The organism is Halorubrum ejinorense (assembly GCF_039522565.1).
Lineage (GTDB): Archaea > Halobacteriota > Halobacteria > Halobacteriales > Haloferacaceae > Halorubrum > Halorubrum ejinorense.
Genome location: NZ_BAAADQ010000013.1, coordinates 274,245 through 296,405, shown reverse-complemented (window position 1 = coordinate 296,405; position 22,161 = coordinate 274,245). Strand labels below are relative to the sequence as shown.

The 22,161-nt window shown below is 69.6% G+C and carries 22 protein-coding genes; 16 read left to right on the top strand and 6 right to left on the bottom strand.

From position 1 onward, the window contains the following. Positions 1-84 precede the first annotated feature (84 nt). Entirely contained in the window at positions 85-1,245 is a 1,161-nt protein-coding gene (locus ABDZ89_RS12185) for an aminopeptidase P family protein (protein WP_343779420.1), read from the bottom strand. A gap of 93 nt (positions 1,246-1,338) precedes the next feature. On the opposite strand from ABDZ89_RS12185, the gene ABDZ89_RS12180 reads away from it, so the two are divergent. Next, positions 1,339-1,515, top strand: coding sequence for a hypothetical protein (locus ABDZ89_RS12180; RefSeq protein WP_343779418.1), 177 nt, complete (start codon positions 1,339-1,341; stop codon positions 1,513-1,515). A 76-nt stretch (positions 1,516-1,591) separates the two neighbouring features. Further along, a complete protein-coding gene (locus tag ABDZ89_RS12175; RefSeq protein ID WP_343779415.1) occupies positions 1,592-1,822 on the top strand; it encodes a DUF7543 family protein in 231 nt (76 codons plus the stop codon). Between the two features lie 82 nt (positions 1,823-1,904). Here ABDZ89_RS12175 and ABDZ89_RS12170 read toward each other — a convergent pair whose 3' ends face one another. Both ABDZ89_RS12170 and ABDZ89_RS12165 read right to left on the bottom strand, forming a co-directional pair. Further along, complete coding sequence (locus tag ABDZ89_RS12170) at positions 1,905-2,258, bottom strand: VOC family protein (RefSeq protein ID WP_343779413.1); 354 nt, start codon at positions 2,256-2,258, stop codon at positions 1,905-1,907. Between the two features lie 70 nt (positions 2,259-2,328). After that, positions 2,329-3,729, bottom strand: a complete 1,401-nt coding sequence (locus ABDZ89_RS12165; RefSeq protein ID WP_343779410.1) for a TiaS agmantine-binding domain-containing protein — start codon at positions 3,727-3,729, stop codon at positions 2,329-2,331. A 198-nt stretch (positions 3,730-3,927) separates the two neighbouring features. Between ABDZ89_RS12165 and ABDZ89_RS12160 the strand changes: the two genes are divergently transcribed. Further along, a complete protein-coding gene (locus tag ABDZ89_RS12160; protein ID WP_343779407.1) occupies positions 3,928-4,899 on the top strand; it encodes a transcriptional regulator in 972 nt (323 codons plus the stop codon). A 5-nt stretch (positions 4,900-4,904) separates the two neighbouring features. Here ABDZ89_RS12160 and minD read toward each other — a convergent pair whose 3' ends face one another. Beyond that, the gene (minD, locus tag ABDZ89_RS12155; RefSeq protein WP_343779405.1) at positions 4,905-6,569 is read right to left on the bottom strand and encodes a cell division ATPase MinD; all 1,665 of its coding nucleotides are present in this window, start codon (positions 6,567-6,569) and stop codon (positions 4,905-4,907) included. Between the two features lie 166 nt (positions 6,570-6,735). On the opposite strand from minD, the gene ahaH reads away from it, so the two are divergent. The 8 genes from ahaH to ABDZ89_RS12115 all read left to right on the top strand — a co-directional run bounded on the left by ahaH (position 6,736) and on the right by ABDZ89_RS12115 (position 14,927). Then, positions 6,736-7,092: an ATP synthase archaeal subunit H gene (ahaH, locus tag ABDZ89_RS12150; RefSeq protein ID WP_343779403.1), complete on the top strand. Its 357-nt coding sequence runs from the start codon at positions 6,736-6,738 to the stop codon at positions 7,090-7,092. 4 nt (positions 7,093-7,096) lie between these two features. Further along, positions 7,097-9,310: a V-type ATP synthase subunit I gene (locus tag ABDZ89_RS12145; RefSeq protein ID WP_343779852.1), complete on the top strand. Its 2,214-nt coding sequence runs from the start codon at positions 7,097-7,099 to the stop codon at positions 9,308-9,310. A gap of 191 nt (positions 9,311-9,501) precedes the next feature. After that, positions 9,502-9,756, top strand: coding sequence for a hypothetical protein (locus ABDZ89_RS12140; protein WP_343779401.1), 255 nt, complete (start codon positions 9,502-9,504; stop codon positions 9,754-9,756). Between the two features lie 22 nt (positions 9,757-9,778). Continuing rightward, complete coding sequence (locus tag ABDZ89_RS12135) at positions 9,779-10,357, top strand: V-type ATP synthase subunit E (RefSeq protein WP_343779399.1); 579 nt, start codon at positions 9,779-9,781, stop codon at positions 10,355-10,357. Continuing rightward, entirely contained in the window at positions 10,354-11,400 is a 1,047-nt protein-coding gene (locus ABDZ89_RS12130; protein ID WP_343779397.1) for a V-type ATP synthase subunit C, read from the top strand. The genes ABDZ89_RS12135 and ABDZ89_RS12130 overlap by 4 nt, the downstream gene beginning before the upstream one ends. Then, the gene (locus ABDZ89_RS12125; protein WP_343779395.1) at positions 11,397-11,726 is read left to right on the top strand and encodes a V-type ATP synthase subunit F; all 330 of its coding nucleotides are present in this window, start codon (positions 11,397-11,399) and stop codon (positions 11,724-11,726) included. The genes ABDZ89_RS12130 and ABDZ89_RS12125 overlap by 4 nt, the downstream gene beginning before the upstream one ends. 1 nt (position 11,727) lies before the next feature. Then, entirely contained in the window at positions 11,728-13,503 is a 1,776-nt protein-coding gene (locus ABDZ89_RS12120; RefSeq protein ID WP_343779394.1) for an ATP synthase subunit A, read from the top strand. A 2-nt stretch (positions 13,504-13,505) separates the two neighbouring features. After that, positions 13,506-14,927, top strand: a complete 1,422-nt coding sequence (locus tag ABDZ89_RS12115) for a V-type ATP synthase subunit B (protein WP_343779392.1) — start codon at positions 13,506-13,508, stop codon at positions 14,925-14,927. 51 nt (positions 14,928-14,978) lie between these two features. Here the strand turns inward: ABDZ89_RS12115 and ABDZ89_RS12110 are convergent, their stop codons facing one another. Next, positions 14,979-16,154, bottom strand: coding sequence for a helix-turn-helix transcriptional regulator (locus ABDZ89_RS12110; protein WP_343779390.1), 1,176 nt, complete (start codon positions 16,152-16,154; stop codon positions 14,979-14,981). A 180-nt stretch (positions 16,155-16,334) separates the two neighbouring features. Between ABDZ89_RS12110 and ABDZ89_RS12105 the strand changes: the two genes are divergently transcribed. The 5 genes from ABDZ89_RS12105 to ABDZ89_RS12085 all read left to right on the top strand — a co-directional run bounded on the left by ABDZ89_RS12105 (position 16,335) and on the right by ABDZ89_RS12085 (position 21,709). Beyond that, entirely contained in the window at positions 16,335-18,311 is a 1,977-nt protein-coding gene (locus tag ABDZ89_RS12105) for a DUF7096 domain-containing protein (RefSeq protein WP_343779388.1), read from the top strand. Beyond that, a complete protein-coding gene (locus ABDZ89_RS12100; protein ID WP_343779387.1) occupies positions 18,308-19,027 on the top strand; it encodes a DUF7345 domain-containing protein in 720 nt (239 codons plus the stop codon). The genes ABDZ89_RS12105 and ABDZ89_RS12100 overlap by 4 nt, the downstream gene beginning before the upstream one ends. A gap of 327 nt (positions 19,028-19,354) precedes the next feature. Beyond that, the gene (locus ABDZ89_RS12095; RefSeq protein ID WP_343779386.1) at positions 19,355-20,056 is read left to right on the top strand and encodes a V-type ATP synthase subunit D; all 702 of its coding nucleotides are present in this window, start codon (positions 19,355-19,357) and stop codon (positions 20,054-20,056) included. 118 nt (positions 20,057-20,174) lie between these two features. Further along, the gene (locus ABDZ89_RS12090; protein ID WP_343779384.1) at positions 20,175-20,564 is read left to right on the top strand and encodes a DUF6276 family protein; all 390 of its coding nucleotides are present in this window, start codon (positions 20,175-20,177) and stop codon (positions 20,562-20,564) included. Between the two features lie 56 nt (positions 20,565-20,620). Continuing rightward, positions 20,621-21,709: a PAS domain-containing sensor histidine kinase gene (locus tag ABDZ89_RS12085; RefSeq protein ID WP_343779382.1), complete on the top strand. Its 1,089-nt coding sequence runs from the start codon at positions 20,621-20,623 to the stop codon at positions 21,707-21,709. A 53-nt stretch (positions 21,710-21,762) separates the two neighbouring features. Here the strand turns inward: ABDZ89_RS12085 and ABDZ89_RS12080 are convergent, their stop codons facing one another. Then, positions 21,763-22,116 (bottom strand): hypothetical protein, encoded by a 354-nt coding sequence (locus tag ABDZ89_RS12080; RefSeq protein WP_343779379.1) that lies wholly within the window; start codon positions 22,114-22,116, stop codon positions 21,763-21,765. Positions 22,117-22,161 lie beyond the last annotated feature (45 nt).

The window sequence follows — 22,161 nt, the reverse complement described above, 5'->3', positions numbered from 1 at the left end:
TTCGCGTGTCGACCGTCGACACGTCGGTCTCCGTTCTCTCGCTTCGCAGTCGAGCGACGAGCCGCCGCTTTCTGCCTTCACCGGTCACCGCCAGCCGCGATCGGTCCGGTTCAGGCGTTCACAGCCGTCCTCGGTGACGACGACGAGGTCCTCGATCCGGCAGCCGAACCGGCCGTCGAGGTAGATCCCCGGCTCGACGGAACACACCATCCCGGGCGCTAACGGGCGGTCGTTGCCGCCGACGAGGTACGGTTCCTCGTGGACGTCCAAGCCCACGCCGTGGCCGGTGCGGTGGACGAACGCGTCCCCGTATCCCGCGTCTTCGATCACCTCTCGAGCGGCGCGGTCGACCGCGGACGCGGGGACCCCCGGCTCGACCGCGTCCACGCCGGCCGCCTGCGCCTCGCGAACCGCCTCGTGGACCGCCGCGTACTCCTCGAGCGGCTCCCCGCCGAAGGCGAGCGTCCGCGTCTGGTCCGAGGGGTAGCCGTCGACGCGCGTCCCGAAGTCCAAGACGACGGGCTCGCCCGCGCGTATCTCGCGGTCCCCGTGGCCGTGGTGCGGCTTCGCGCCGTTCTCGCCGGCCGCGACGACCGTCTCGAAGCTGACGCCGCGTCCCCCGCGGTCGGCCAGCCGCTCCGCGATCCAGTCGGCGAGGGCGGCCTCGGTCATTCCCACCGCGTCCGCGCCAAGATCGCGGAGGTCGCCGACGACCGCGTCCGCCACCGCGGCCGCCTCGCGGAGCGCCGCCAGTTCGGCCTCGTCCTTCCGGACCCGGAGGTCGGCGACGGCCTCGCTCGCGAGCCCCCACTCGGCGCCCGGCGCCGCCGCGCGGAGGTCCTGCGTGAACGTCGCCCACATGGTGTCGTCGACGAGGAGCCGCCCCGAACCGAGCCCCCGGTCGGCGAGCAGCGTTCGCGTCGCCGCCACCGGATCGTCGCCGTCGGCCCACGTCCGGACCGTCGCGACGCTCGTCGCCTCGCGGACCTGCGTCTCGTACAGCGCGGGCACGAGCAGCGCCGGCTCCGGGTCGGTCGCGCTCGCCGCCGGGACCACGAGGAAGAAGTGTCGTTCGCCGGGCTCCTCGGCGAACCCGGTGAGGTATTCGAGGGTACGGCTCGGGAACGCGACCAGCCCCGTCGCGCCGACTTCGTCCAGCCGCTCTGCGACCCGCTCGCGTCGCCGCTCGTGCGGTCGGGCCGGCTCTCCCGCGTCCGTCCCGCCCGCGTGTGCGTCGTCGGTCACGCGACGGGGTTCGGTCTCGGTATATAAGTAGGGTCGCGTTGACCGGGCGACAAGCGACGCATAACTACGGGTGATCGAGTGTTACGCGATATCATGTCGACCGAGAACGCCGCGACGTTCGACTGCCCCGAGTGCGACGTGACCGCGCCCTCGACGTCCGTTCCGTACGACTCGCTCGGCTACGTCGTCTGTCCGGTGTGCGGGTACGCCGGCACCCCGAGCGCGGGGGGGTCGCCGAGCCTCGAAGGGCCGCCGAGCGCGGGGGACTGACCCGTCGCGCGGCGCAGGTCCATGGCTCCCGTCCCGGAACCGCACCGCTTTAGCCGCGGGACGCGTCCGTACGGGTATGAGCTGGTCGCTAGGGCGCGACGACGGGACGATCACCGAGTGGGAGCGGTCGGACGGGTACGCGAGCGTCAGGCTCCGCGAGCGCGGGGCCGGCGGCTTCGTCGTCCGACTCGACGTGATGGAGCAGGCGGAAGACGAGTCGGCCTACGAGCGGGAGCGGTTCGACGACCGCGAGGAGGCCGAGGACCGGGCCGCGGCGTGGCGCGAGGCCCGCGACATCGGCGAGTGATCTCGGGACGGCACTCGCGACCGGCCGAGTGATCTCGGGACGGCACTCGCGACCGGCCGAGTAATCTCGGGACGGCGCCCGCTCAGTCGATGTCGACCGCCGGGTCGAGGAACGCCTGGCACTCGACGGTCCGCCCCTCCGGGTCCTCGGCGAAACACTGGTAGATGTCGTACGTCTCGTTCTGCTCCGGCTCCGTTACGACCGCGTCACCGAGGCGGTCCCGGACTGCGTCGACGCCGTCTCGATCCGGGTAGACGAACGTGAGGATGCCGCAGTCGTCGGCGTCGGCGCGCTCGCAGAACCCGAACAGGAACCCGTCGAACTCGAGGATCGTACAGTCGGGCTGTTCGAGTCGCACCGTCGCGTTCAGTCGGTCGCGGTAGAAGTCGACGACCGCGTCACGCCGCTCAGTCGCGTGGAAGACGATTCCGGTCACGTCGCTCCGCTCGCGCGCAGGACACTTCATCGCTTCGGGCGTCTCACTGGCCGCTCCGGGCCTCCCGTCCTCACCGCTCCGGTCGAGTCGGCGCGTCGAACCCGCCGCGGACGAGGGGCTTCGACACGTGTCGCCGCGCGCTCGGCGGGACCTCGTACCACCCCTCCTCCAGTTCCCGGTCGATCGGCGCGTCGACCTTCCCCGGCGCGCTCGTCCCGCAGTCGCGACACCGGTACCCCTGTCCCCGCCCCGCAGACGACATCGAGCGTCCGCACTCGGGACAGGTCGGGACGGCGGGCTCGGTCCTGACGAGGTCGCGTACTGCCAGCTTCTCTAGTTTCAGCGTGTTATCCGGCTCGTCGGCCGCCGGTCGCACCTCGTGTTCGCCGCACAGGGTCACCCGGTCGCCGGGGCGGAGCGCCCGGACGCGGTCGCGGAACCGACCGGTGGGGGCGAACGCGACGGCACAGAGCGTCCCGCCGTCGGCGCTGGAGGTCCCCGCGCGGCCGTCCCCGTCGTCCCGGTCTGTATCGCGGGCGACATCGACGCGGACGTGACCCCCCCGTTTCGTCTCCGGCGCGCCCGCGACGACCCCGGAGACGCGGTAGCCGGCGGCGTCGCGGAGGTCGCCGATCCGGCCGGGCGCGAGGTGGGCGTCGGTGCCCTGGTTCGTCAGGAACGTCGCCGTGCGGTCGACGACCTCCCCGTCGATGGCGGCCGCGACCTCCCGGCACGCCGCGGCGTCGTCGCCCCGGATCCCGTGGAGGATCGGCCCCGGAGCGTTCGGGACACAGACGGGAGTGCCCGTCTCGCGGTCGACCGTGTCCCAGACCGTCGGGTACCCCGCCTCCGCGGCGGCGAAGACGCTCTCGACGTCGACGTTTCGGGGGGTCCCACACCGGTCGAGTTCGCGATAGGAGATGTGTTCGACGGTCCAGTCGTCGAACGCCGCCGGCGCGCCCACCGCCGCGAGCGCCCCGATGCGTCCTCTGCCCGCGACCGAGTCGTCGTCCGCGCCGCCCGCCGACCCGACCGCGGCGTGCCGGAAGCCGTGTTCGTCCGCGAGTTCGACGGCCGTCTCGACGGAGAGGCGCTCTCGGAGCGCGCGCCGGGCGAACGCGGCGACCGCGTCGGGGATCGGCGAGCCGGTCGGATCGAAGGGGTCGCCCGCCACGTCGCGGTCGGCGACGACGACGCCCGACGAGGTGCGGGGGTCCGACGCGGCGGCGAACTCCGTCACCGCCTCGACGGCGACGTTCATGGCCCGCTCCGCGTCGATCCCGGTGACGTGGAGCGCGAGCGCCGCGTTCCCCCGCGTCTTGTGTTTCACGGCCGGGTTCAGGCGAACGAGGAGGCGACGCCGGACCCGACCGCCGGCGTCGGCGAGCCGCTCCGCGATCCGGGTCGCCACGTACGTCGTGCACATCCCGCGCTCGCGGGAGTCGGTGTCGTCGACCGCGACGATCGGCATGCGAGGGCGTTCGTGACGCCGGGTCAAGCCCCTTTCGAGGCCGGGCGAGCCCCCCTCTGCGCCGGCCGTGCGGGACCCGGTGGCGGTCGAGTATTTAACGGTTTCCCGCCGTAACGGCGGGAAATCGCACGCGGGCGGCGGTTTCTTCCGGAGAGGACTGACACAACGCATATATACGGCGAGCCGCTTACTCCGGCTATGTCCCGGACTGCGATCATCGGGAACGTCACCGCGATGCTCGAGGACGCCGGCTTCCTCGTCAGCGACCGGTGTGCGGTCCGGCCCAAGAGCTTCGACGTGGCGGCCCGCCGCGACGAGGACCTCCTGCTCCTCAAGATCCTCGGTAACGTCGACGCGCTCGACGCGGAGACCGGCGCGGAGATGCGCCGGCTCGGCGAGTACCTCCACGGAACGCCGATGGTGATCGGCATCCGGACCCGCGACGAGGAACTGAAGCCCGGCGTCGTCTACTTCCGACACGGCGTGCCGGTCATCAACCCCGACACCGCCTACGACCTGTTCGTCGAGGGGATGCCGCCGCTCATCTACGCGGCCCCCGGCGGCCTGTACGTCAGCCTCGACGGCGACCTCCTCGCCGACGAGCGCGAGGAGCGCGGCTGGTCGCTCGGCCGGCTCGCGACCGAACTCGGCGTCTCCAGGCGCACCGTCTCGAAGTACGAGGACGGGATGAACGCCTCCATCGAAGTGGCGATTCAACTGGAAGAGCTGTTCGACCAGCCGTTCTCCAGCCCGGTCGACGTGCTCGAGGGCGCGGACGACGTCCGCGACTCCGAGCCGACGCCGTCGGCGCCCGCGGCCGACCCGGACGACGAGCACGTCGTCCACGTGCTCACGAGCGCGGGCTTCACCGTCCACCCCACGGCCCGCGCACCGTTCAAGGCGGTCTCCGAAGACGAGGACAGCGCCGTGACGCGCGTGCTCACCGGCCACTCGGCGTTCACCCCCGCGGCCGAGAAGCGCGCCCGGATCATGTCTTCTATCGGTGAGGTGGCCCGCACCCGTTCGGTCTACTTCACCGAGGAGGACGAGAAGCGCGAGTCGGTCGACGGCACCGCTCTCGTCTCCTGTGCGGAGCTCGCGGACGTTACCGATCCTGAGGAGATTCGGGAGCTGATCCGCGACCGCGCCCGCGTTCCGTCCGAGGCCTGACTCGGCTATCGGCCGAGCAGTCGGCTGAAGAACCCGCCGTCCTTCTCGTCTTCCTCGTCTTTGCTATCACTCGTCTCGCTCTGTGAGCCGGCGGCTTCGTCGCCTTCGGTCCCGGTCCGGTCCGTGTCGCCGGCGTCCGCGGACGACCCCTCGGCGCCGTCCGCATCCGACGCCGCTCCGCCGTCGTCGTCGCCCTCGGACAGCACGGTGTTCATCGTCCCGGTGTCGTCGTCGCGGAACGGGATGCTCCCGGCCAGCTCGGCGTCGACGTCGTCTCCGGACGCCCCCGAATCGGCGGCCGGCCCGTCCGCGGCGTCCCGCCGCTCGCCGCCTTGGGCGGTCGCGTCGCGCGCCGTCTCGTCCGCGTCGGGGATCGAGTCCGGCTCCCCCTCCGTCTCGGCCTCGGGGCCGGTGGCCTCGAGCTCGGCGGCCGCCCTCCCGCCGGCCATGGACTCGTCACCGGCGTCGGTTCCGCCTGCTTCGTCGTCGCTCGCCGCATCGCCGACGGCCTCGCGAGTCGGCTCGTCGTTCTCGACGGGCTCTCCCGGGTCGCCGCGGGCGTCGCGTGTTTCTGCGTCCGTATCGCCGTTCACGTCTCCGTCCGCACCGTCGTCACCGCCTTCCTTCGTATCGTCGCCCACGTCTCCCTCCGCGTCGTCGTCTACCTTTTCGCCCGCGTCGCCGTCCGGTGGTTCGCTCTCGCTCGCGACGATGATGTCGTCGCCGTCGCCCGGCTCGGCCACGCCGCTCGCGTCGGGGTCCGCGACGATGATCTCCTCGTCGCCTTCGTCGTCGCTCGCTTCGGGTTCGTCCGGGCTCTCCGCCTCGCTTTCCGCCGGCTCGTCGTCACCGCCGTCCGGCTCGTCGTCGACGATCACCGCGTCGTCGTCACCGGCATCGGCCGCGTCAGCGTCGTCTTCGAGGTCGTCGTCGCCGGTCGCGTCGGCCGCCGGTCCGTCGAGTCCCGCCCCGGCGACGTCGACGCCGGTGAGCGCACGGGCCAGGTCACGGTACGCCCGGGTCGCCGGCGCGTCGGGCGCGACGGCCACCAAGGGTCGGTTCGCCGCCGCGGCCCGAGCCACCGCCTCGTCGTCCGGGATCCGACCGAGGACGGGTGCGTCCAGCAGGGCAGTGACGACCTCGTCGGTGTCGTCCGTCACGCGGGTGATCGCGGCGCCGGCGACCGTCCCGCCGAGGCGCTCGGTCAGTTGGCGCGTCTTCTCCGTGTCGCCGAGCGCGCTCCGCTCCGGCGTCGAGACGAGCAGGGCCTCGTCGGCGATCGCGAGCGGCAGCGTGGAGTCGTGCGACAGCCCCGCGCCCGCGTCGACGAACACGTAGTCGGCGTCGTCGAACGCCTCGACGACTCGGCGGAGCCCCGAGGGGTCCGCGGCCGCGTACGCGTCGAGATCGGTCGCGCCCGGCACCACTCGAAGCCCGGACGGGCCCTCGCGGACCGCCGCCTCCGGGTCGGCCTCGCCGGCCAAGACGTCGTGGAGGGTGATCTCGCCGGGCGTCACCCCCACGGCGTCCGCGAGGTTCGCCATGCCGAGGTCGGCGTCGATCGCGACGACGTCGGCGCCCGAGTCCGCCAGAATCGTCGCCAGCGCCGCGGTCGTGGTGGTCTTTCCGACGCCACCTTTCGCCGACGCGACCGCATACACCGTTGCCATACGGTGAAGTCCGACGACTGCTACTTAAATGTAGGCGGCGATACCCGCTGTCGACCGTCACGGTCGGCCCGCGACCGGATCGGGTCCCGGTCGCGAGCGGGCGAACCCCCGCGTACTTTCGCAAACACCTTATACGTCGCTTGTAGAGTTTCAGGCGATTAGTAGCATGGCGAGACCAGAGGTGCTCAACTCGATCAAGGAGGCCGAACGGGAGGCGGACGAGATCATCGCGGACGCGGAATCGGACGCCGAAGAGCGCCTCGCCGAAGCTCGAGAGCGCGCGGACGAGATCCGCGCCGAGGCCGAGGAGGAGGCGGAGTCCGAGGCCCAAGACCGGCTCGAAACGGCCCGCGCGGAGATCGAGGAGCGGCGCGAGGAGATCCTCGAATCGGGACGTTCCGACCGCGACGAGCTCGAACGCGAGGCCCGCGACCGGGTGGAATCGGCCGTCGACTACGCCGTCGAGCAGTTCGAGGCGGCCGTTCACGATCAGGCCGAGGAGGCGGTGGATGCTCAGGCCTGAGCAGATGAGCCGGGTGTCGGTGACGGGCTCGAAGCGCGTCATCGACGACGTCATCGAGGCGGCGTACGCCCACCACTCCCTGCACGTCACCGACTACGACGAGCGGTACGAGGGGTTCGAGCCGGGGACCTCCCTCGACGGCGCCGAGACCGTCAACGAGCGGCTCGTGACGGTGCGCTCGCTCGAAAGCATCCTCGACGTCGACGCGGACGACGCCGACGTCGCTCGCTCGCTGGACGACGACGAACTCGTCGACGAACTCGAACGCGTCCGCGAGCGGGTCAACGAGCTCAACGACGAGCGCGACGAGCTCCAGGCCGCGATCCGCGACCGGCAGGAGGAGATCGAACGGATGGAGCCGTTCGCGGAGCTCGGCATCGATCTCGAGTACCTGCGCGGCTACGACTCCGTCGAGGTCGTCGTCGGTGAGGCCAAGCCCGACGACGTCGAGGCGGCACTCGCAGACGCCGACACGATCGGCGCCTTCGACGTCTTCGTCGGCGGCGACGTCCTCGCCATCGTCGCGAGACCGACCGACGGCGACGCGGAGGGCGTCGTTCAGGACGCGCTCGTCGGCGTCGACATCGCGCTGCTCGACGTGCCGGACGCGGACGCGACCCCCGACGAGTACGTCGCGGAGCTGGAAGCCGAGCAGGCCGACCTCCGCGACGAGCTGGCGGCGGTCGAGTCCAAGCTCGAATCGGTGAAAGAGGAGGCGGCCGGCTTCCTGCTGCGCGCCGAAGAGCAGCTCACCATCGAGGCCGAAAAGAAGGAGGCCCCGCTCTCGTTCGCGACCACGGAGAACGCGTTCGTCGCGGAGGGCTGGGTGCCGACCGAGACGTTCCCCGACTTCGAGGCGGCGGTCGTCGACGCGGTCGGCGACCACGTCGAGGTCGAGGAGCTCGAGCGCGCCTCGTTCACCCCCGACGGCGACCACCACGCCGAGCCGGTCGACGGCGCGGGCGGCGCCGGGGCGGCGTCGGCCGACGACGGAAGCGCGGGGGCGTCCGCCGAGACGGAAGACGCGGTCGCCACCGACGGCGGCCACGCGACCCACGGTTCCGACGAGCCGCCGGTCGTCCAGAACAACGGCGGCGCGGCCGGTCCCTTCGAACTGCTGGTTCAGGCGTTCGGTCGCCCGAAGTACTCCGAGTTCGACCCGACGCTCTTGGTGTTCCTCACCTTCCCGGCGATGTTCGGGTTCATGATCGGCGACGTCGGGTACGGCGTCTTATACGCCGCCATCGGGGCCTTCATGTACACGAAGTTCGACGGCGCGTTCCGCGAGCTCGGCTCCGTCGCGATGTGGGCCGGCGGGTTCACGATACTGTTCGGCATCTACTACGGTATCGACCTGTTCGGCTACCACGCCTACCAGCTGCTCGGGATCCACTGGCCGGTCGAGGGGAAGGGCCTCTCGCCCGCCGACCTCGACTGGGGGCTCTCGTTCCTCGTCGTGAGCGTGGTGTTCGGCATCGTTCACCTGAACGTCGGCCACGTCCTCTCGTTCGTGAGCACGCTCCAGCAGCACGACGCGAAACACGCCGTCTACGAGGCCGGTTCGTGGCTGCTGATCCTCAACGGCGCGTGGATCTGGATCTTCAGCCAGGTGTTCCCCAACGCGAAGCCCGACTTCCTGTTCGAGGCCGTCTCGATCCTGACGTTCGGCGCCGTCTCGTTCAGCGGGTTCCCGGTCGCGGTCGGCTGGGCCGGCGCGGCCGCCGCGGCGCTCGGGCTCGTCCTGCTCGGGATCGGCGAGCCGCCGGAGCTGGCCGAGTTCCTCTCGCCCGTCGTCAACGTCATCTCGTACGCTCGGCTGATGGCCGTCCTGCTCGCGAAGGGCGGGATGGCGCTCGCCGTTAACCTGCTCGCGTTCGGCGCGTACATCGACGACGGCGGCGACGGGAGCTTCCATTTCATCTTCAGCGCCGACTACCTCGCCAAGGTGCAAGAGACCGCCGACTACGAGCTCGTCTTCGCGGGGATCACGACCGCGTTCGACCCGGCCTCCATCGGCCTCGTCGGGGTCGTCGCCCTCGTGGGCGGGATCGTCGTCGCGCTCGTCGGTCACCTCGTCGTCCTGCTGCTCGGGGTCACGTCCGCCGGCATCCAGGCGGTCCGCCTCGAGTACGTGGAGTTCTTCGGGAACTTCTACGAGGGCGGCGGCCGGTCGTACCTCCCGTTCGGTCGCGACCGGAAGTACACCCGCGACGACTGACCGGCGGCCCGACCGCTCGGTCTCGCCTTCCTTCGTTCGGCAACCCCGGTCTCGCAGCGAGTTCGAGACCGCGCTAGCCGCTGGGCTCACCTCCGTTTTCCCGTGGTCTCTTCGATCGTTTTGGGAAGCTTTATGACTCCTCTAGGGGCAAATAGCAACCGTTCGGAGACGAGCAACAGCAACTACTACCAATGTTTGAAGCTACCAACGCACTCGGGAACCTCGTACTGTCGACCGGTGGAACGCTGACTGACCCCAACGCCGCGGCAGCGCTCGCGGTCGGACTCGCGGCGCTCGGCGCCGGCTACGCGGAGCGCGGTATCGGGTCGGCCGCCGTCGGCGCGATGGCCGAGGACGAAGATCTGTTCGTCAACGGGCTCATCCTGACGGTCCTTCCCGAGACGATCGTCATTCTCGCGCTCGTCGTCGTCTTCATCGTCGGGTAACTCTTTCAGCGTTTTTCAACCAATGAGTTTGGAAACCGTCGTTGAGGACGTTCGAGACGAAGCCCGCGCGCGTGCGGAGGAGATCCGCGAAACGGCTCAGGAGGAGGCGGACGAGATCGTCGCCGAGGCCGAGGCCGACGCGGAGCGTATCCGCGAGGAGCGGCTCGCCGAGGCCGACGACCAGGTCGCCCAAGAGCGCGAACAGACGCTCTCGTCGGCGAAGCTCGAGGCCAAACAGGAACGGCTCGGCGCCCGCCGCGACGTCCTCGAAGACGTCCGCGACGACGTCGAGGCCGCGATCGCCGGCCTCGACGGCGACGACCGCCGCGAACTCACCGAGGCCCTGCTCGACGCGAGCCTCGCCGAGTTCGACGACGACGAGGACGTCGCCGTCTACACCCGCGCCGAAGACGTCGACCTGCTCGAAGACCTCGTCGCGGACCGCAACGCCCAGGTCGACGGCGAAGTCGACTGTCTCGGCGGCGTCGTGGCCGAGAGCGACACCTCCCGCGTTCGCGTGAACAACACGTTCGACTCGGTCCTAGAGTCCGTCTGGGACGACGAGTTGAAGAACATCTCGGAGCAACTGTTCGACCAATGAGCACCGCCGGGAGCCCGAACCCCGAGTACGTCGTCGCGCGGGTTCGTGCCCGCCGCGGCAGCCTCTACGGGGACGAGGAGTACCGCAAGCTCAGCCGGATGAGTCCGGCCGAGATCGCCCGCTTCATGGAGGAGTCGAGCTACGGCGCGGAGATCAACGCGCTCGGGAGCCGTCACGGCGGCGTCGACCTGATCGAGTACGCGTTGAACCGGAACCTCGCCGAGCAGTTCGACGCCATCCTCGACTGGAGCGAGGGGTCGCTGTACGGCCTGATAGCCCGGTACCTCCGGAAGTTCGACGCGTGGAACGTGAAAACGGTCATCCGCGGCGTCTACACCGACGCGGACCAGTCGGCCGTCGAGGTCGACCTGATCCGCGCCGGTGAGTTCGACGACCGCCGGATCCGCCGACTGCTGGAAGCGGACTCGATCGACGCGGTGATCGAGGTCTTAGAAGACACGATTTACGGGGCACCGCTGCGGGAGGCGTACGCCGAATTCGAGGAGACGGGCGTGCTGGTGCCGCTGGAAAACGCGGTCGACCGCGCGTTCTACGAGCGACTCCTCTCAAATCTCGGCGGCGACGAGCCGACCCGACAGTACGAGACGTTCCTCAAGGCGGAGGTCGACTTCCGGAACGCGACGAACGCCCTCCGGCTCGCCCGGTCGGGCGCGGACATCGACCCGGCGGCGTACTTCATCGAGGGGGGTGACCTGTTCACCCGCTCGTCGCTCGCGCGACTGGCGCAGAACCTCGACGAACTCGTCGAGTACATCGGCGACAGCCAGTACGGCGACGAGCTCGGTCCGGCGCTGCGCGAACTCGAAGAGGCCGGCAGTCTCATCGCGTTCGAACACGCGATCGACGCCGCGCTGTTGGCGTACGGCGACCAGCTCGGCACGATCCACCCGGTGTCGATCACGCCGGTGATCTCGTACATCCTCGCCAAGGAGCGGGAGACCGAGAACATCCGAGCGATCGCTCGCGGGAAGGAGGCCGGCCTGTCGGCCGACGAGATCGAATCGGAGCTGGTGATAACATGAGCCAGGAGATAGCGGTCGTCGGCAGCCCGGAGTTCACGACCGGATTCCGCCTCGCCGGCGTCCGAGCGTTCGAGAACGTGCCGGACGACGAGAAAGAAGAGAAGCTCGACGACGCGGTCGAGCGGACGCTCGACGACGAGGGCGTCGGCATCATCGTGATGCACGACGACGACCTCGATCACCTCTCGCGGGGGACCCGCGAGTCGGTCGAGGGGAGCATCGAGCCCGTCCTCGTGACGCTCGGCGGCTCCGGCGCCGGCAGCGGTGGGCTGCGCGACCAGATCAAACGCGCCATCGGTATCGACCTGATGGAGGAAGACGACTAATATGAGCAAAGCAGACACAACCGACGCCGTCTCTGACGACGGCGTCATTCAGAGCGTGAGCGGTCCGGTCGTGACCGCCCGCGATCTCGACGCCCGCATGAACGACGTCGTCTACGTCGGCGACGAAGGGCTCATGGGGGAAGTGATCGAGATCGAGGGCGACCTCACGACCGTTCAGGTGTACGAGGAAACCTCCGGCGTCGGCCCCGGCGAACCCGTCGAGAACACGGGCGAGCCGCTGTCGGTCGACCTCGGCCCGGGAATGTTGGACTCCATCTACGACGGCGTCCAGCGTCCCCTGGACGTGCTGGAGGGCAAGATGGGCAGTCCGTACCTCGACCGCGGGGTCGACGCGCCCGGCATCGACCTCGAGCAGGAGTGGGAGTTCGAGCCCACCGTCGAGGTCGGCGACGAGGTCGGCCGCGGCGACGTGGTCGGCGTCGTCGAGGAGACGGTCACCATCGACCACAAGGTCATGGTACCGCCGGACGCCCTCGACGAGGACGAGACCACCGAGGTCACCGCCGTCGAGGCGGGCTCGTTCGACGTCACCGAGACCGTCGCCGAGCTCGCCAACGGGACGGACGTCTCGATGCACCAGGAGTGGCCCGTCCGCGAGGCGCGCCCCTCCGAGAACAAGAAGACCCCCCGGACGCCGCTGGTGTCCGGACAGCGCATCCTCGACGGCCTGTTCCCCATCGCGAAGGGCGGGACGGCCGCGATTCCGGGGCCGTTCGGCTCCGGGAAGACGGTCACGCAGCACCAGCTCGCGAAGTACGCCGACGCGGACATCATCATCTACGTCGGCTGCGGCGAGCGCGGCAACGAGATGACCGAGGTCATCGAGGACTTCCCCGAGCTGGAGGACCCGGCCAACGGCAACCCGCTGATGGCCCGCACCTCGCTCATCGCGAACACGTCGAACATGCCCGTCGCGGCGCGTGAGTCCTGTATCTACACGGGGATCACGATAGCCGAGTACTACCGCGACATGGGGTACGACGTGGCGCTGATGGCCGACTCCACCTCGCGGTGGGCGGAGGCCATGCGCGAGATCTCCTCCCGGCTGGAGGAGATGCCCGGCGAGGAGGGGTACCCCGCGTACCTCGCCGCTCGCCTGGCGCAGTTCTACGAGCGCGCCGGCTACTTCGAGAACGTCAACGGGACGGAGGGCTCCGTCTCCGCGATCGGCGCGGTGTCGCCGCCCGGCGGCGACTTCTCCGAGCCGGTCACCCAGAACACGCTGCGGATCGTCAAGACGTTCTGGGCGCTCGACGCGGACCTGGCGGAACGGCGCCACTTCCCGTCGATCAACTGGAACGAGTCGTACTCGCTGTACAAAGACCAGCTCGACCCGTGGTTCGAAGACGAGGTCGCCGACGACTGGGCCGAGCGGCGGCAGTGGGCGGTCGACGTGCTCGACGAGGAGACGGAGCTACAGGAGATCGTTCAGCTCGTCGGGAAGGACGCCCTGCCCGACGACCAGCAGCTCACCCTCGAGATCGCGCGCTACCTGCGCGAGGCGTACCTTCAGCAGAACGCGTTCCACCCGGTGGACACCTTCTGTCCCCCGGAGAAGACGTACCTCATGCTGACGACGATCCAGACGTTCAACGACGAGGCGTTCGACGCCCTCGAAGCGGGCGTCCCGGTCGAGGAGATCGTCGACATCGAGTCGGCCCCGCGGATTAACCGTATCGGCGTCCAAGAGGACTACAACGAGTACATCGAGGATCTCAAAGCGGAGATCACCGAAGAGCTCCGGAGCCTCTACTGATCATGAAAGAGTATCAAACCATCACCGAGATCAGCGGCCCCCTCGTGTACGCCGAAGTCGACGAGGCGATCGGGTACGACGAGATCGTCGAGATCGAGACGGCACAGGGCGAGACGCTGCGCGGCCAGGTGCTCGAGTCCTCGGAGGACGTAGTCGCGATCCAGGTCTTCGAGGGAACGAGCGGTATCGACAGAGACGCGTCCGTCCGCTTCCTCGGCGAGACGATGAAGATGCCCGTCACCGAGGACCTCCTCGGTCGGGTGCTCGACGGGTCCGGTCGTCCCATCGACGACGGTCCCGAGATCGTCCCCGAGGAGCGACAGGACATCGTCGGCGCGGCGATCAACCCGTACTCCCGGGAGTACCCCGAGGAGTTCATCCAGACGGGCGTCTCCGCCATCGACGGCATGAACACGCTCGTCCGCGGTCAGAAGCTCCCGATATTCTCCAGTTCGGGCCAGCCGCACAGCGAACTGGCGATGCAGATCGCTCGGCAGGCCAGCGTGCCGGAAGAAGACGAGGGCGACGACGAGGAGGGCTCCGAGTTCGCCGTCATCTTCGGCGCGATGGGGATCACGGCCGAGGAGGCCAACGAGTTCATGGAGGACTTCGAGCGCACCGGCGCGCTCGAACGCTCGGTCGTCTTCATGAACCTCGCGGACGACCCCGCAGTCGAGCGGACGGTCACCCCGCGGATGGTGCTCACCACGGCTGAGTACCTCGCCTTCGAGAAGGACTATCACGTCCTCGTCATCCTGACGGACATGACCAACTACTGCGAGGCGCTCCGCGAGATCGGTGCGGCCCGCGAGGAGGTCCCCGGCCGACGTGGGTACCCCGGGTACATGTACACCGACCTGGCGCAGCTGTACGAGCGCGCCGGACGCATCCAGGGCCGCGAGGGGTCGGTGACGCAGATCCCGATCCTCACGATGCCGGGCGACGACGACACCCACCCGATCCCGGACCTGACCGGGTACATCACCGAGGGACAGATCTACGTCGACCCCGACCTCAACAGTCAGGGGCTCGAGCCGCCGATCAACGTCCTCCCCAGCCTGTCGCGGCTGATGGACGACGGGATCGGCGAGGGGCTCACCCGCGCCGACCACGCCGACCTGAAAGACCAGATGTTCGCGGCGTACGCGGAGGGCGAGGACCTCCGCGACCTCGTGAACATCGTCGGTCGCGAGGCGCTGTCGGAGCTCGACAACAAGTACCTCGACTTCGCCGACGCGTTCGAGTCGGAGTTCGTCGACCAGGGCTTCGACGAGAACCGCAGCATCGAGGAGACGCTGGAGATCGGCTGGGACCTGATCTCGATGCTCCCGAAGGACGCCCTCAACCGGATCGACGAGGAGTTCATCGAGGAGCACTACCGCGAGGACGACGCCGAGCGCGAAGCCGTCGAAGCCGCCGACTGATCCGGCTTCTCTCCACTCTTTCGCACCGATACCGACCAGCGGCCACGACGGTCAGTCCTCGTCGGTCGGGTCGTCGCAGTCGGCGAGATCGATCACGTTCTCGCGGCCGATTCGCAGCTTCTTCACCTCGCCGGCGTCGGCCATCCGAGAGAGCACGCGCGAGGTCTTCGACTTCGACCAGCCGAACGCCTCGACCACGTCGGACTGCTTCATCCGGCCCCCGCGCTCGCGGAGGGCGCGCCTGACCCGGTCCTCGTCGGTGAGGAGTTCCGGATCGACCCCGTCGGACCCGTCGTCGGTGACGAGCTCGGCCGCGGTCGAGTCGGTCTCCGCGGCGGTAGCGGCACCGCCGGCATCGTCGGCGGCGCCGTTGCGGTCTGTGGCGGCGGGATCTCCCTCGCGGTCGGTCCGCTCATCGCCGAGTCCAAGCCGACCGGTCCGCACGGCGTAGGCCAGGAGCGCGACCGCCCCGAAGACGAGAGCGAGCGCGGCGGGGAGAGGTGCGCTTTCGATCCCGCCCGAATCCGAACCCCTGTCTGCGCCGTTGACACCGGCGTCGCCAGCGCCTCCCGTCGCCGGCACGGCACGGACGCTCGGCCGGCCGTCGTCGAAGTCCTCGCGGCCGCGCCACTCGACGACGCCGTCGCCGACGTCGTCCGGTTCCGGGGAGACCGACTCGACCGCGTATCCGTCCGGCACCGAGACGGCCAACGCGTCGTCGGCGCTGATGAAGAACCCGCCTGCGAAGACGTCTCCGGCCACCACCGCATCGCCGTCGACCGCGGCGAAGCCGGTCCACGTGAAACGGAATCGCACGACGCCCCACCGCCGCGGGACCTCCTGTATCGCCGTGTCGGCCTCGAAGTCAGTCGCGCGCATCTCGCGGGCCGACGAACCGTTCGCTGCCGCGACGACGCCGGACATCCGCTCGGAGAAGGGATCGAGGTAGCGGCTCGAGTTCGAACGGAATCGCTCTTGGAACCGCTCGTACTCCGCGACGTCGGAGTCGTTCTCGAGTCGCGTCCGGAGGGTGATCTCCCACGTCGCCGACCCGTCGGCGGCTAGGTCGATCCGAGTGATCGTGTTGTCCGGCGCGGGCTGGTCGTCGGTCTGGGGGACGACGACCGACTGCGCGCCGGCGGGGACGGCCACTCCGAGGGCCGCCACACAGCAGACGGCGAGGAGGAGCGCGGCGATCGATCCGGCCGTCCGGCCGCGTCGTTTCATTGAGAGACAGTTCTTCCCCGCCCGGAATTAAACCCACAGATCGTCTCGCAGCGGCGTCGGGAAACGCGGTGAAACTCGGCGAAACGGTCCGTTCCGCGGACGCAAGCCGTCGGAACTCGGCGGAACGGAGCGCCACGGTCGTCCCGGTATATGTGGGTGGCGAGCCTCGCTGCGATCGTCATGCGAGGCACACGAATCCTGACCGTTCTCGTGGCACTGGGGCTCGTCGTGGGCGCCGTGCCCGGCGCCGCGCTGGCGAGCGCGACGACCGGCGGGGACGCGACGGGCATCGGATCGAACAGTGCGGCACCGAGCGGTATCGACGCGTCGGCCGTCTCGGCACAGACCGACGGAAACACGACGAACGGGAACGCGAGCGGTACCGACGACGGAAACGCGACCGGCGAGGTCTCGCGAGCGACGGTCGGCCAGCAGCTCGCGACGATCATCGCCGTCACCGACGACGAGGTGTCGAGCGACGTGGAGGCCTCGTCGCTCGACGCGGCGCTCGAGGAGGCAAACGAGTCCGAACGCGCGACGATTCTCGCGGAGCGATCCGCGTCGCTCCGCGAGCGCGCCGACGAGATCGTCGCCGACCAGCGCGACGCCCGCGTCGCCTACGAAGACGGCGAGTTGGCCCGCGGCGAGTTCGCGCAGCGGATCGCGGTCCTCGCCGGACAGGCGCGGACGGTCGACCGCGGCTTCGAACGGGTCGCGGACGGCGCGGACGGCGTCTCCGGGATCGAGCTTCGGGCCGCCGGATACGACCGGCCCGCGAACGCGGACGCCAGAGAGCGGCTCACCCGCGTGACGGGCACCGGCGCGAGCGCACTGCTCGCGCAGTACACCGCCGAGAGCGCGGGCGAGTTCTCCTTGGAGGTCGACGGCGGCGTCTCCATCGAGGTCGAGAGCGACGATGGCGAGCGCTCCCGCGAGATCGAGCGCGAACAGCCCGGTAACGGCACCTTCGAGGTGACCCAGAGCGAGGCGCTCACCGCCGCCACCGCGCAGCTGTCGACAGACGCCGACGGCGAGTGGACGCTTCGGTCCGTCGATCGCGACGAGGACGACGGCTACTACGAGTTCGAGTTCGCCCTCTTCGGTCCGGAGACGACCGGCGAGGCCGAGGTCAGCGTCGACGGCCAGACCGGCGAGATCTTCGAGTTCGAAGAGGAGATCGAGCCGCGGGAGCGAGACGACGGTGACGACGAGACGCCGCTGTCGATCGCCATCGTCGACGGCACGGCCGAGGCGGGTGCCACGGTGACGCTCCGTGTGACCGCCGCCGGCGAGCCCGTCGAGGGTGCGACCGTCGAGCTGGGCGACCGAACCGTCGGGACGACCGACGCGGACGGCCGGATCGAAGTGACGCTGCCCGACGACGACGAGGTCGAGATCGAGGTCGAGGACGGTGACCGCGACGGCGAACTGGAGATCACGCTCCGGTCGGAGACCGATGAGGACCGCGACGACGACTTCGCCGAGCGGTTCTCCGTCGGCGGCTCCGTCGAGAACGGAACCGTCGACCTCTCGGTGACCTACGACGGCGAGGGCGTCGACGGCGTCTCCGTCTCCGTCGACGGCGACCGGGTCGGAACGACCGGCCCGGACGGGACGCTCTCGTTCGACGCGCCCGCCGCCGACGACTTCGAGGCGGAGCTCGTGAAGGGCGCGTTCGAGGCCGAGATCGAGTTCGAGGTCGGTTCGGACGGTACGCTCGGGGCCGGAGACGTCCACGTCGGGGAACGCGACGACGAAAGCGATGACGACGCCGACGACGCGGAGGGTGGCGACGACGGGGACGACGACCGAGACGAGGACGACCTCTCTGTCGCCGTCGCCTCCGGTGAGCCCGCTCCCGGTGCCGCGGTGACGGTCGAAGTGACCGACGCCGCCGGCGAGCCCGTCGAGGGCGCGACCGTCGAGGTCGGAGGCGAGTCCGCCGGAACGACCGACGCGGACGGTCGGATCGAAGTGACGCTGCCCGACGATGACGAGGTCGAAATCGAGGTCGAAGACGGGGACCGCGGCGGCGAACTCGAGATCGAGTTCGGAGCGAACGATGACGAGAGCGACGAGGCAGAGAATGAAAGCGGTGAAGATGATGACGACGACGAGACTGAGGACGGTGACGACGACGAGGAGGAGGACGAGTGATCCGTTCCCGCGGTCTGACCGCCGCCGTCGCGGCGCTCGCGGTGATCGCCGTGCTCCTCGCTCCGGGGGTCGCGGCGATCGACGGTCCCGGGGCGAAGCCGGCGCTCGAGGAGGGATCTTCGTTCGTCGTCGCGCCCGACGCGGACGGCGACGCGACGGTCGCGCTCGTGTTGGCGTACGACCTCGCTGACGACGCCGACGAGGCGGCGTTCGAGGAGCTGCGCGAACAGCCAGAGAACGTCACGGCCCGGTTCGACGACCGCATGACGCGGATCGCCGAGCGGACCGCGACCCAGACGGGACGAGAGATGGGCGTCTCCGACGCGCGGGTCGAGGTCGAGTCGACGAACGGGACCGGCGTCGTCCGCCTCTCGGTGACGTGGACGAACCTCGCCGCGGTCGACGGCGACCGGCTGGTCGTGAGCGAGCCGTTCGAGAGCGCGTTCCGACCGGACCGACCCTTCGTGCTCGTCGCGCCCGACGGGTACGCGCTGGCCGACGCGACTGTCGAGGCGGACGCGACGACCTCGGCGGACGAGGGCGGCGCCGCGAGCGCTGAGTGGGATCCCGGCACGGATCTGTCCGGGTTCTCGGCCACGCTCGCGCCCCCGGAGGCCGGAGGCGTTACCGACGGCTCGCTGCCGACCCCGCTGGCGCCGACGCTGGCGCTCCTCGCGGTCGGACTCCTCACCTACGCCGGCTGGCGACGGACGTAGGCGGAGCGAGCCGCACGAACTGTCGCGATCGGCGCCGAACCGCACGGACCGAACCGGACCGAACCGATCGGCACGCCGGACCATCACGGGTCCCGACGGGTCATGTCCCCGCCGCCGACCCCACCGGACCCGAACGGGGATCGCCGTCCCGACCTCGGTCGTCAGGAGCGATCGCCCGCCGCTGTCAGAGGCACGCGATCCGTCCCATCTTCCGCTTTTTCTTTCGGACGCAGCCGACGGCTCCGCCGTCGTGCGGACACCGATCCGTCCCGCGACACGCCGCGTCTGAAAAGAATTAACCGCCTCGGAGCGGAAGCTATCCCCAAGATGGCCAAGGATGTCAAACCGACGCGCAAGAACCTGATGGCGATCGAGGACCGCATCGAGCTCTCCGAGCGCGGTCACGACACGCTCGAGCAGAAGCGCGACGGGCTCATCATGGAGTTCATGGACATTCTCGACCAGGCGCAAGACGTCCGGTCCGAGGTGTCCGAGAACTACGAGACGGCCCAGCGCAAGATCGACATGGCCCGGGCGATGGAGGGCGACGTCGCCGTCCGGGGCGCGGCCGCGGCGCTGAAAGAGCACCCGGAGATCACGACCCAGTCGAAGAACATCATGGGCGTCGTGGTCCCGCAGATCGAGTCCTCGAAGGTGCGAAAGAGCCTCGACGAACGCGGGTACGGCCTGCTCGGCTCCTCCGCGCGGATCGACGAGGCCGCCGACGCCTACGAGGAGCTGCTCGAATCGATCATCCTCGCCGCGGAGGTCGAGACCGCGATGAAGAAGATGCTCACGGAGATCGAGACGACGAAGCGCCGCGTGAACGCCTTGGAGTTCACGCTCCTCCCCCGTCTCTACGACAACCAGGAGTACATCGAACAGAAGCTCGAAGAGCAGGAGCGCGAGGAGACGTTCCGGCTGAAGAAGATCAAGGACAAAAAGGAAGAAGAGGAGGCCGAAGAGGAGGCCGAGGCCGCCGCCGAGGCCGCGGCCGCGGAAACCGAGGATCCCGAGCCCGCCGACTGACAGGTCGCGGTCCTCACCGACTCGCCATCGGCCGCCGCCTTCGGCCGTCGGACCCGCTCCTTGGCACCCCGCCGTCCCGACGCGTGTTTTAATTTGCGCGCAGCGCCTACCCCTCTCTATGTCCTGTCCTCACTGTGACGCCGAGGTCGTCGGATTCGCGGTGCCGTCAGCGCTCCGCGATCACGCGCCGGCCGACGCGGCCGCGATCTGTACCCGTTGTCTGCGCGTTGTGCCGGCTGACGAGGCTGGCCTCGCGGGTGACGTCTCCGCGGACCCCGACCTCTCCGCGGTCGACCCCGCGTTTCCGTCCGGCGAGGCCGGCATCGCGCTGGCGCTCTGTTGTGGCAAGCTGGATTCGTTCGCCTTGAACCGCGAATCCATCGAGGCCCTCATCGACCACGCCGAGCGGGCGGGCGCCGACGTCTTCGCGTTCTTGGGTCGGCTCGACGCGGCCGACGCCGCGTTCGACCTCGACCGGCGGCGGGCGGCGCTGATCGACTTCTTATGAGTCCCCCGTCGTCTTCGGACGTACATCTATATGCGTCCCCTCGATACTCATAACGAATGACCGATCCCGTTCGAGCGGACGGGGGCGAAGACGACGAGTTCTATCGGCGACTCGTCGGCCACGCGACGGAGGTGTTCCTGCTCCTCGACCGCGACCGAACGGTCCGATACGCGAGCCCGGCGGTAAGCGACACGCTCGGATACGACCCGGAAACGCTCGTCGACGAACGACTGCCGGAGTACGTCCATCCCGACGACTGGGAAGCGGTGGCCGACGCGCTCGACGCGGCCTTCGAGCGCCCCGACGAACCGACCACGGTCGAGGTTCGGTTCCGCTCGAGCGACGAGTCGTGGTCGTGGTTCGCGTCGACGGTCCGGGGGCATCCGGGTGGCACCGGCGGCGACGGCGTCCTCGTGAGCTGTCACGATATCACCGAGCGGGTGGCCCAGCGCCAGCGGCTCCAGCGGCAGAACGACCGCCTCAACGAGTTCGCGAACGTCGTCTCACACGACCTCCGGAACCCGCTCAACGTCGCACAGGGGCACGCGGCGATGCTCGCCGAACGCGTCGCGGCCGACGCCGACCTGCGGACGAACGTCGACGTAGTCCGTCGGTCGCTCGACCGCATGGACGACATCATCGACGACACCCTGACCCTCGCGAGGGAGGGACAGCCCGTCGGCGAGCCGGAGCCGGCCGAGCTGGCGACAGTCGCGCGGAAGAGCTGGGAGTCCGTCGCGACCGACTCGGCCACGCTGGAGGTCGTCGACGAGGCCACGCTGTACTGCGACGCGAGCCGCCTCCGAAACGTGTTCGAGAACCTGTTTCGAAACGCCCTCGATCACGGCACCGACGGGGACGGACACGTCACGGTCACCGTCGGCCGGATCGACGCCTTCTACACGACGACCCGCGCCGCCGACGACGGCGACGGGTTCTACGTGGAAGACGACGGGCGGGGGATTCCGCCGGCAGAGCGCGAGGCCGTCTTCGAACCCGGACACACGTCGACGGAGTCGGGCACGGGGTTCGGACTGGCGATCGTCAAACGGATCGCGGACGCTCACGGGTGGAACGTGACGCTCAGGGAGGGAAAGGCGGGCGGGGCTCGGTTCGAGTTCACCGGCGTCGCCTTCGTCGAGTGAGCGACCGATCCGGTCGAGTGAGCCATCAACCCGGCCGACCGACTGGTCCGAACTCAGAGGTCGATCCCGTCGGGATCGTTCCACTCGTCGTCTCCGTCGTCGCCCTCGTCCGCTTCGGTTCCCGCCGGACCGAGTCGCTTCTCGCCCTGCCGTGACTCGTGGACCGCGAACCCGCCGCTCCGCTCCTCGCTCCCGCCGGCGTACGGGTCTGTCTCGGGGTCGTAGTCCTGCTCGTCGCGCTCGAAGACGTACGCGAGGAACCCGAACAGCGGGACGACGAAGGAGATTAGCGCCCACTTGCGACGGTCCATCCCGTGGTTCGGCGCGTCGACGTACGCGTACCCGGCGAAGCCGACGAGCCACGCGAGCGGGACACCGACGAGGATGACGGCGACGAACGGCTCCATACCGACGCTTCGACCGCGCGGCAATAAGGTTGCGGGCGGACGGCG

Bases quoted from the DNA above. Each gene is read 5' to 3' on its own strand.
- ABDZ89_RS12140 (WP_343779401.1), top strand. From the start codon at position 9,502: ATGTTTGAAGCTACCAACGCACTCGGGAACCTCGTACTGTCGACCGGT.
- ABDZ89_RS12110 (WP_343779390.1), bottom strand. From the start codon at position 16,154: ATGAAACGACGCGGCCGGACGGCCGGATCGATCGCCGCGCTCCTCCTC.
- ABDZ89_RS12160 (WP_343779407.1), top strand. From the start codon at position 3,928: ATGTCCCGGACTGCGATCATCGGGAACGTCACCGCGATGCTCGAGGAC.
- ABDZ89_RS12095 (WP_343779386.1), top strand. From the start codon at position 19,355: ATGGCCAAGGATGTCAAACCGACGCGCAAGAACCTGATGGCGATCGAG.
- ABDZ89_RS12165 (WP_343779410.1), bottom strand. From the start codon at position 3,729: ATGCCGATCGTCGCGGTCGACGACACCGACTCCCGCGAGCGCGGGATG.
- ABDZ89_RS12135 (WP_343779399.1), top strand. From the start codon at position 9,779: ATGAGTTTGGAAACCGTCGTTGAGGACGTTCGAGACGAAGCCCGCGCG.
- minD (WP_343779405.1), bottom strand. From the start codon at position 6,569: ATGGCAACGGTGTATGCGGTCGCGTCGGCGAAAGGTGGCGTCGGAAAG.
- ABDZ89_RS12120 (WP_343779394.1), top strand. From the start codon at position 11,728: ATGAGCAAAGCAGACACAACCGACGCCGTCTCTGACGACGGCGTCATT.
- ahaH (WP_343779403.1), top strand. From the start codon at position 6,736: ATGGCGAGACCAGAGGTGCTCAACTCGATCAAGGAGGCCGAACGGGAG.
- ABDZ89_RS12145 (WP_343779852.1), top strand. From the start codon at position 7,097: ATGAGCCGGGTGTCGGTGACGGGCTCGAAGCGCGTCATCGACGACGTC.
- ABDZ89_RS12175 (WP_343779415.1), top strand. From the start codon at position 1,592: ATGAGCTGGTCGCTAGGGCGCGACGACGGGACGATCACCGAGTGGGAG.
- ABDZ89_RS12125 (WP_343779395.1), top strand. From the start codon at position 11,397: ATGAGCCAGGAGATAGCGGTCGTCGGCAGCCCGGAGTTCACGACCGGA.
- ABDZ89_RS12180 (WP_343779418.1), top strand. From the start codon at position 1,339: ATGTCGACCGAGAACGCCGCGACGTTCGACTGCCCCGAGTGCGACGTG.
- ABDZ89_RS12080 (WP_343779379.1), bottom strand. From the start codon at position 22,116: ATGGAGCCGTTCGTCGCCGTCATCCTCGTCGGTGTCCCGCTCGCGTGG.
- ABDZ89_RS12090 (WP_343779384.1), top strand. From the start codon at position 20,175: ATGTCCTGTCCTCACTGTGACGCCGAGGTCGTCGGATTCGCGGTGCCG.
- ABDZ89_RS12115 (WP_343779392.1), top strand. From the start codon at position 13,506: ATGAAAGAGTATCAAACCATCACCGAGATCAGCGGCCCCCTCGTGTAC.
- ABDZ89_RS12130 (WP_343779397.1), top strand. From the start codon at position 10,354: ATGAGCACCGCCGGGAGCCCGAACCCCGAGTACGTCGTCGCGCGGGTT.
- ABDZ89_RS12085 (WP_343779382.1), top strand. From the start codon at position 20,621: ATGACCGATCCCGTTCGAGCGGACGGGGGCGAAGACGACGAGTTCTAT.
- ABDZ89_RS12105 (WP_343779388.1), top strand. From the start codon at position 16,335: ATGCGAGGCACACGAATCCTGACCGTTCTCGTGGCACTGGGGCTCGTC.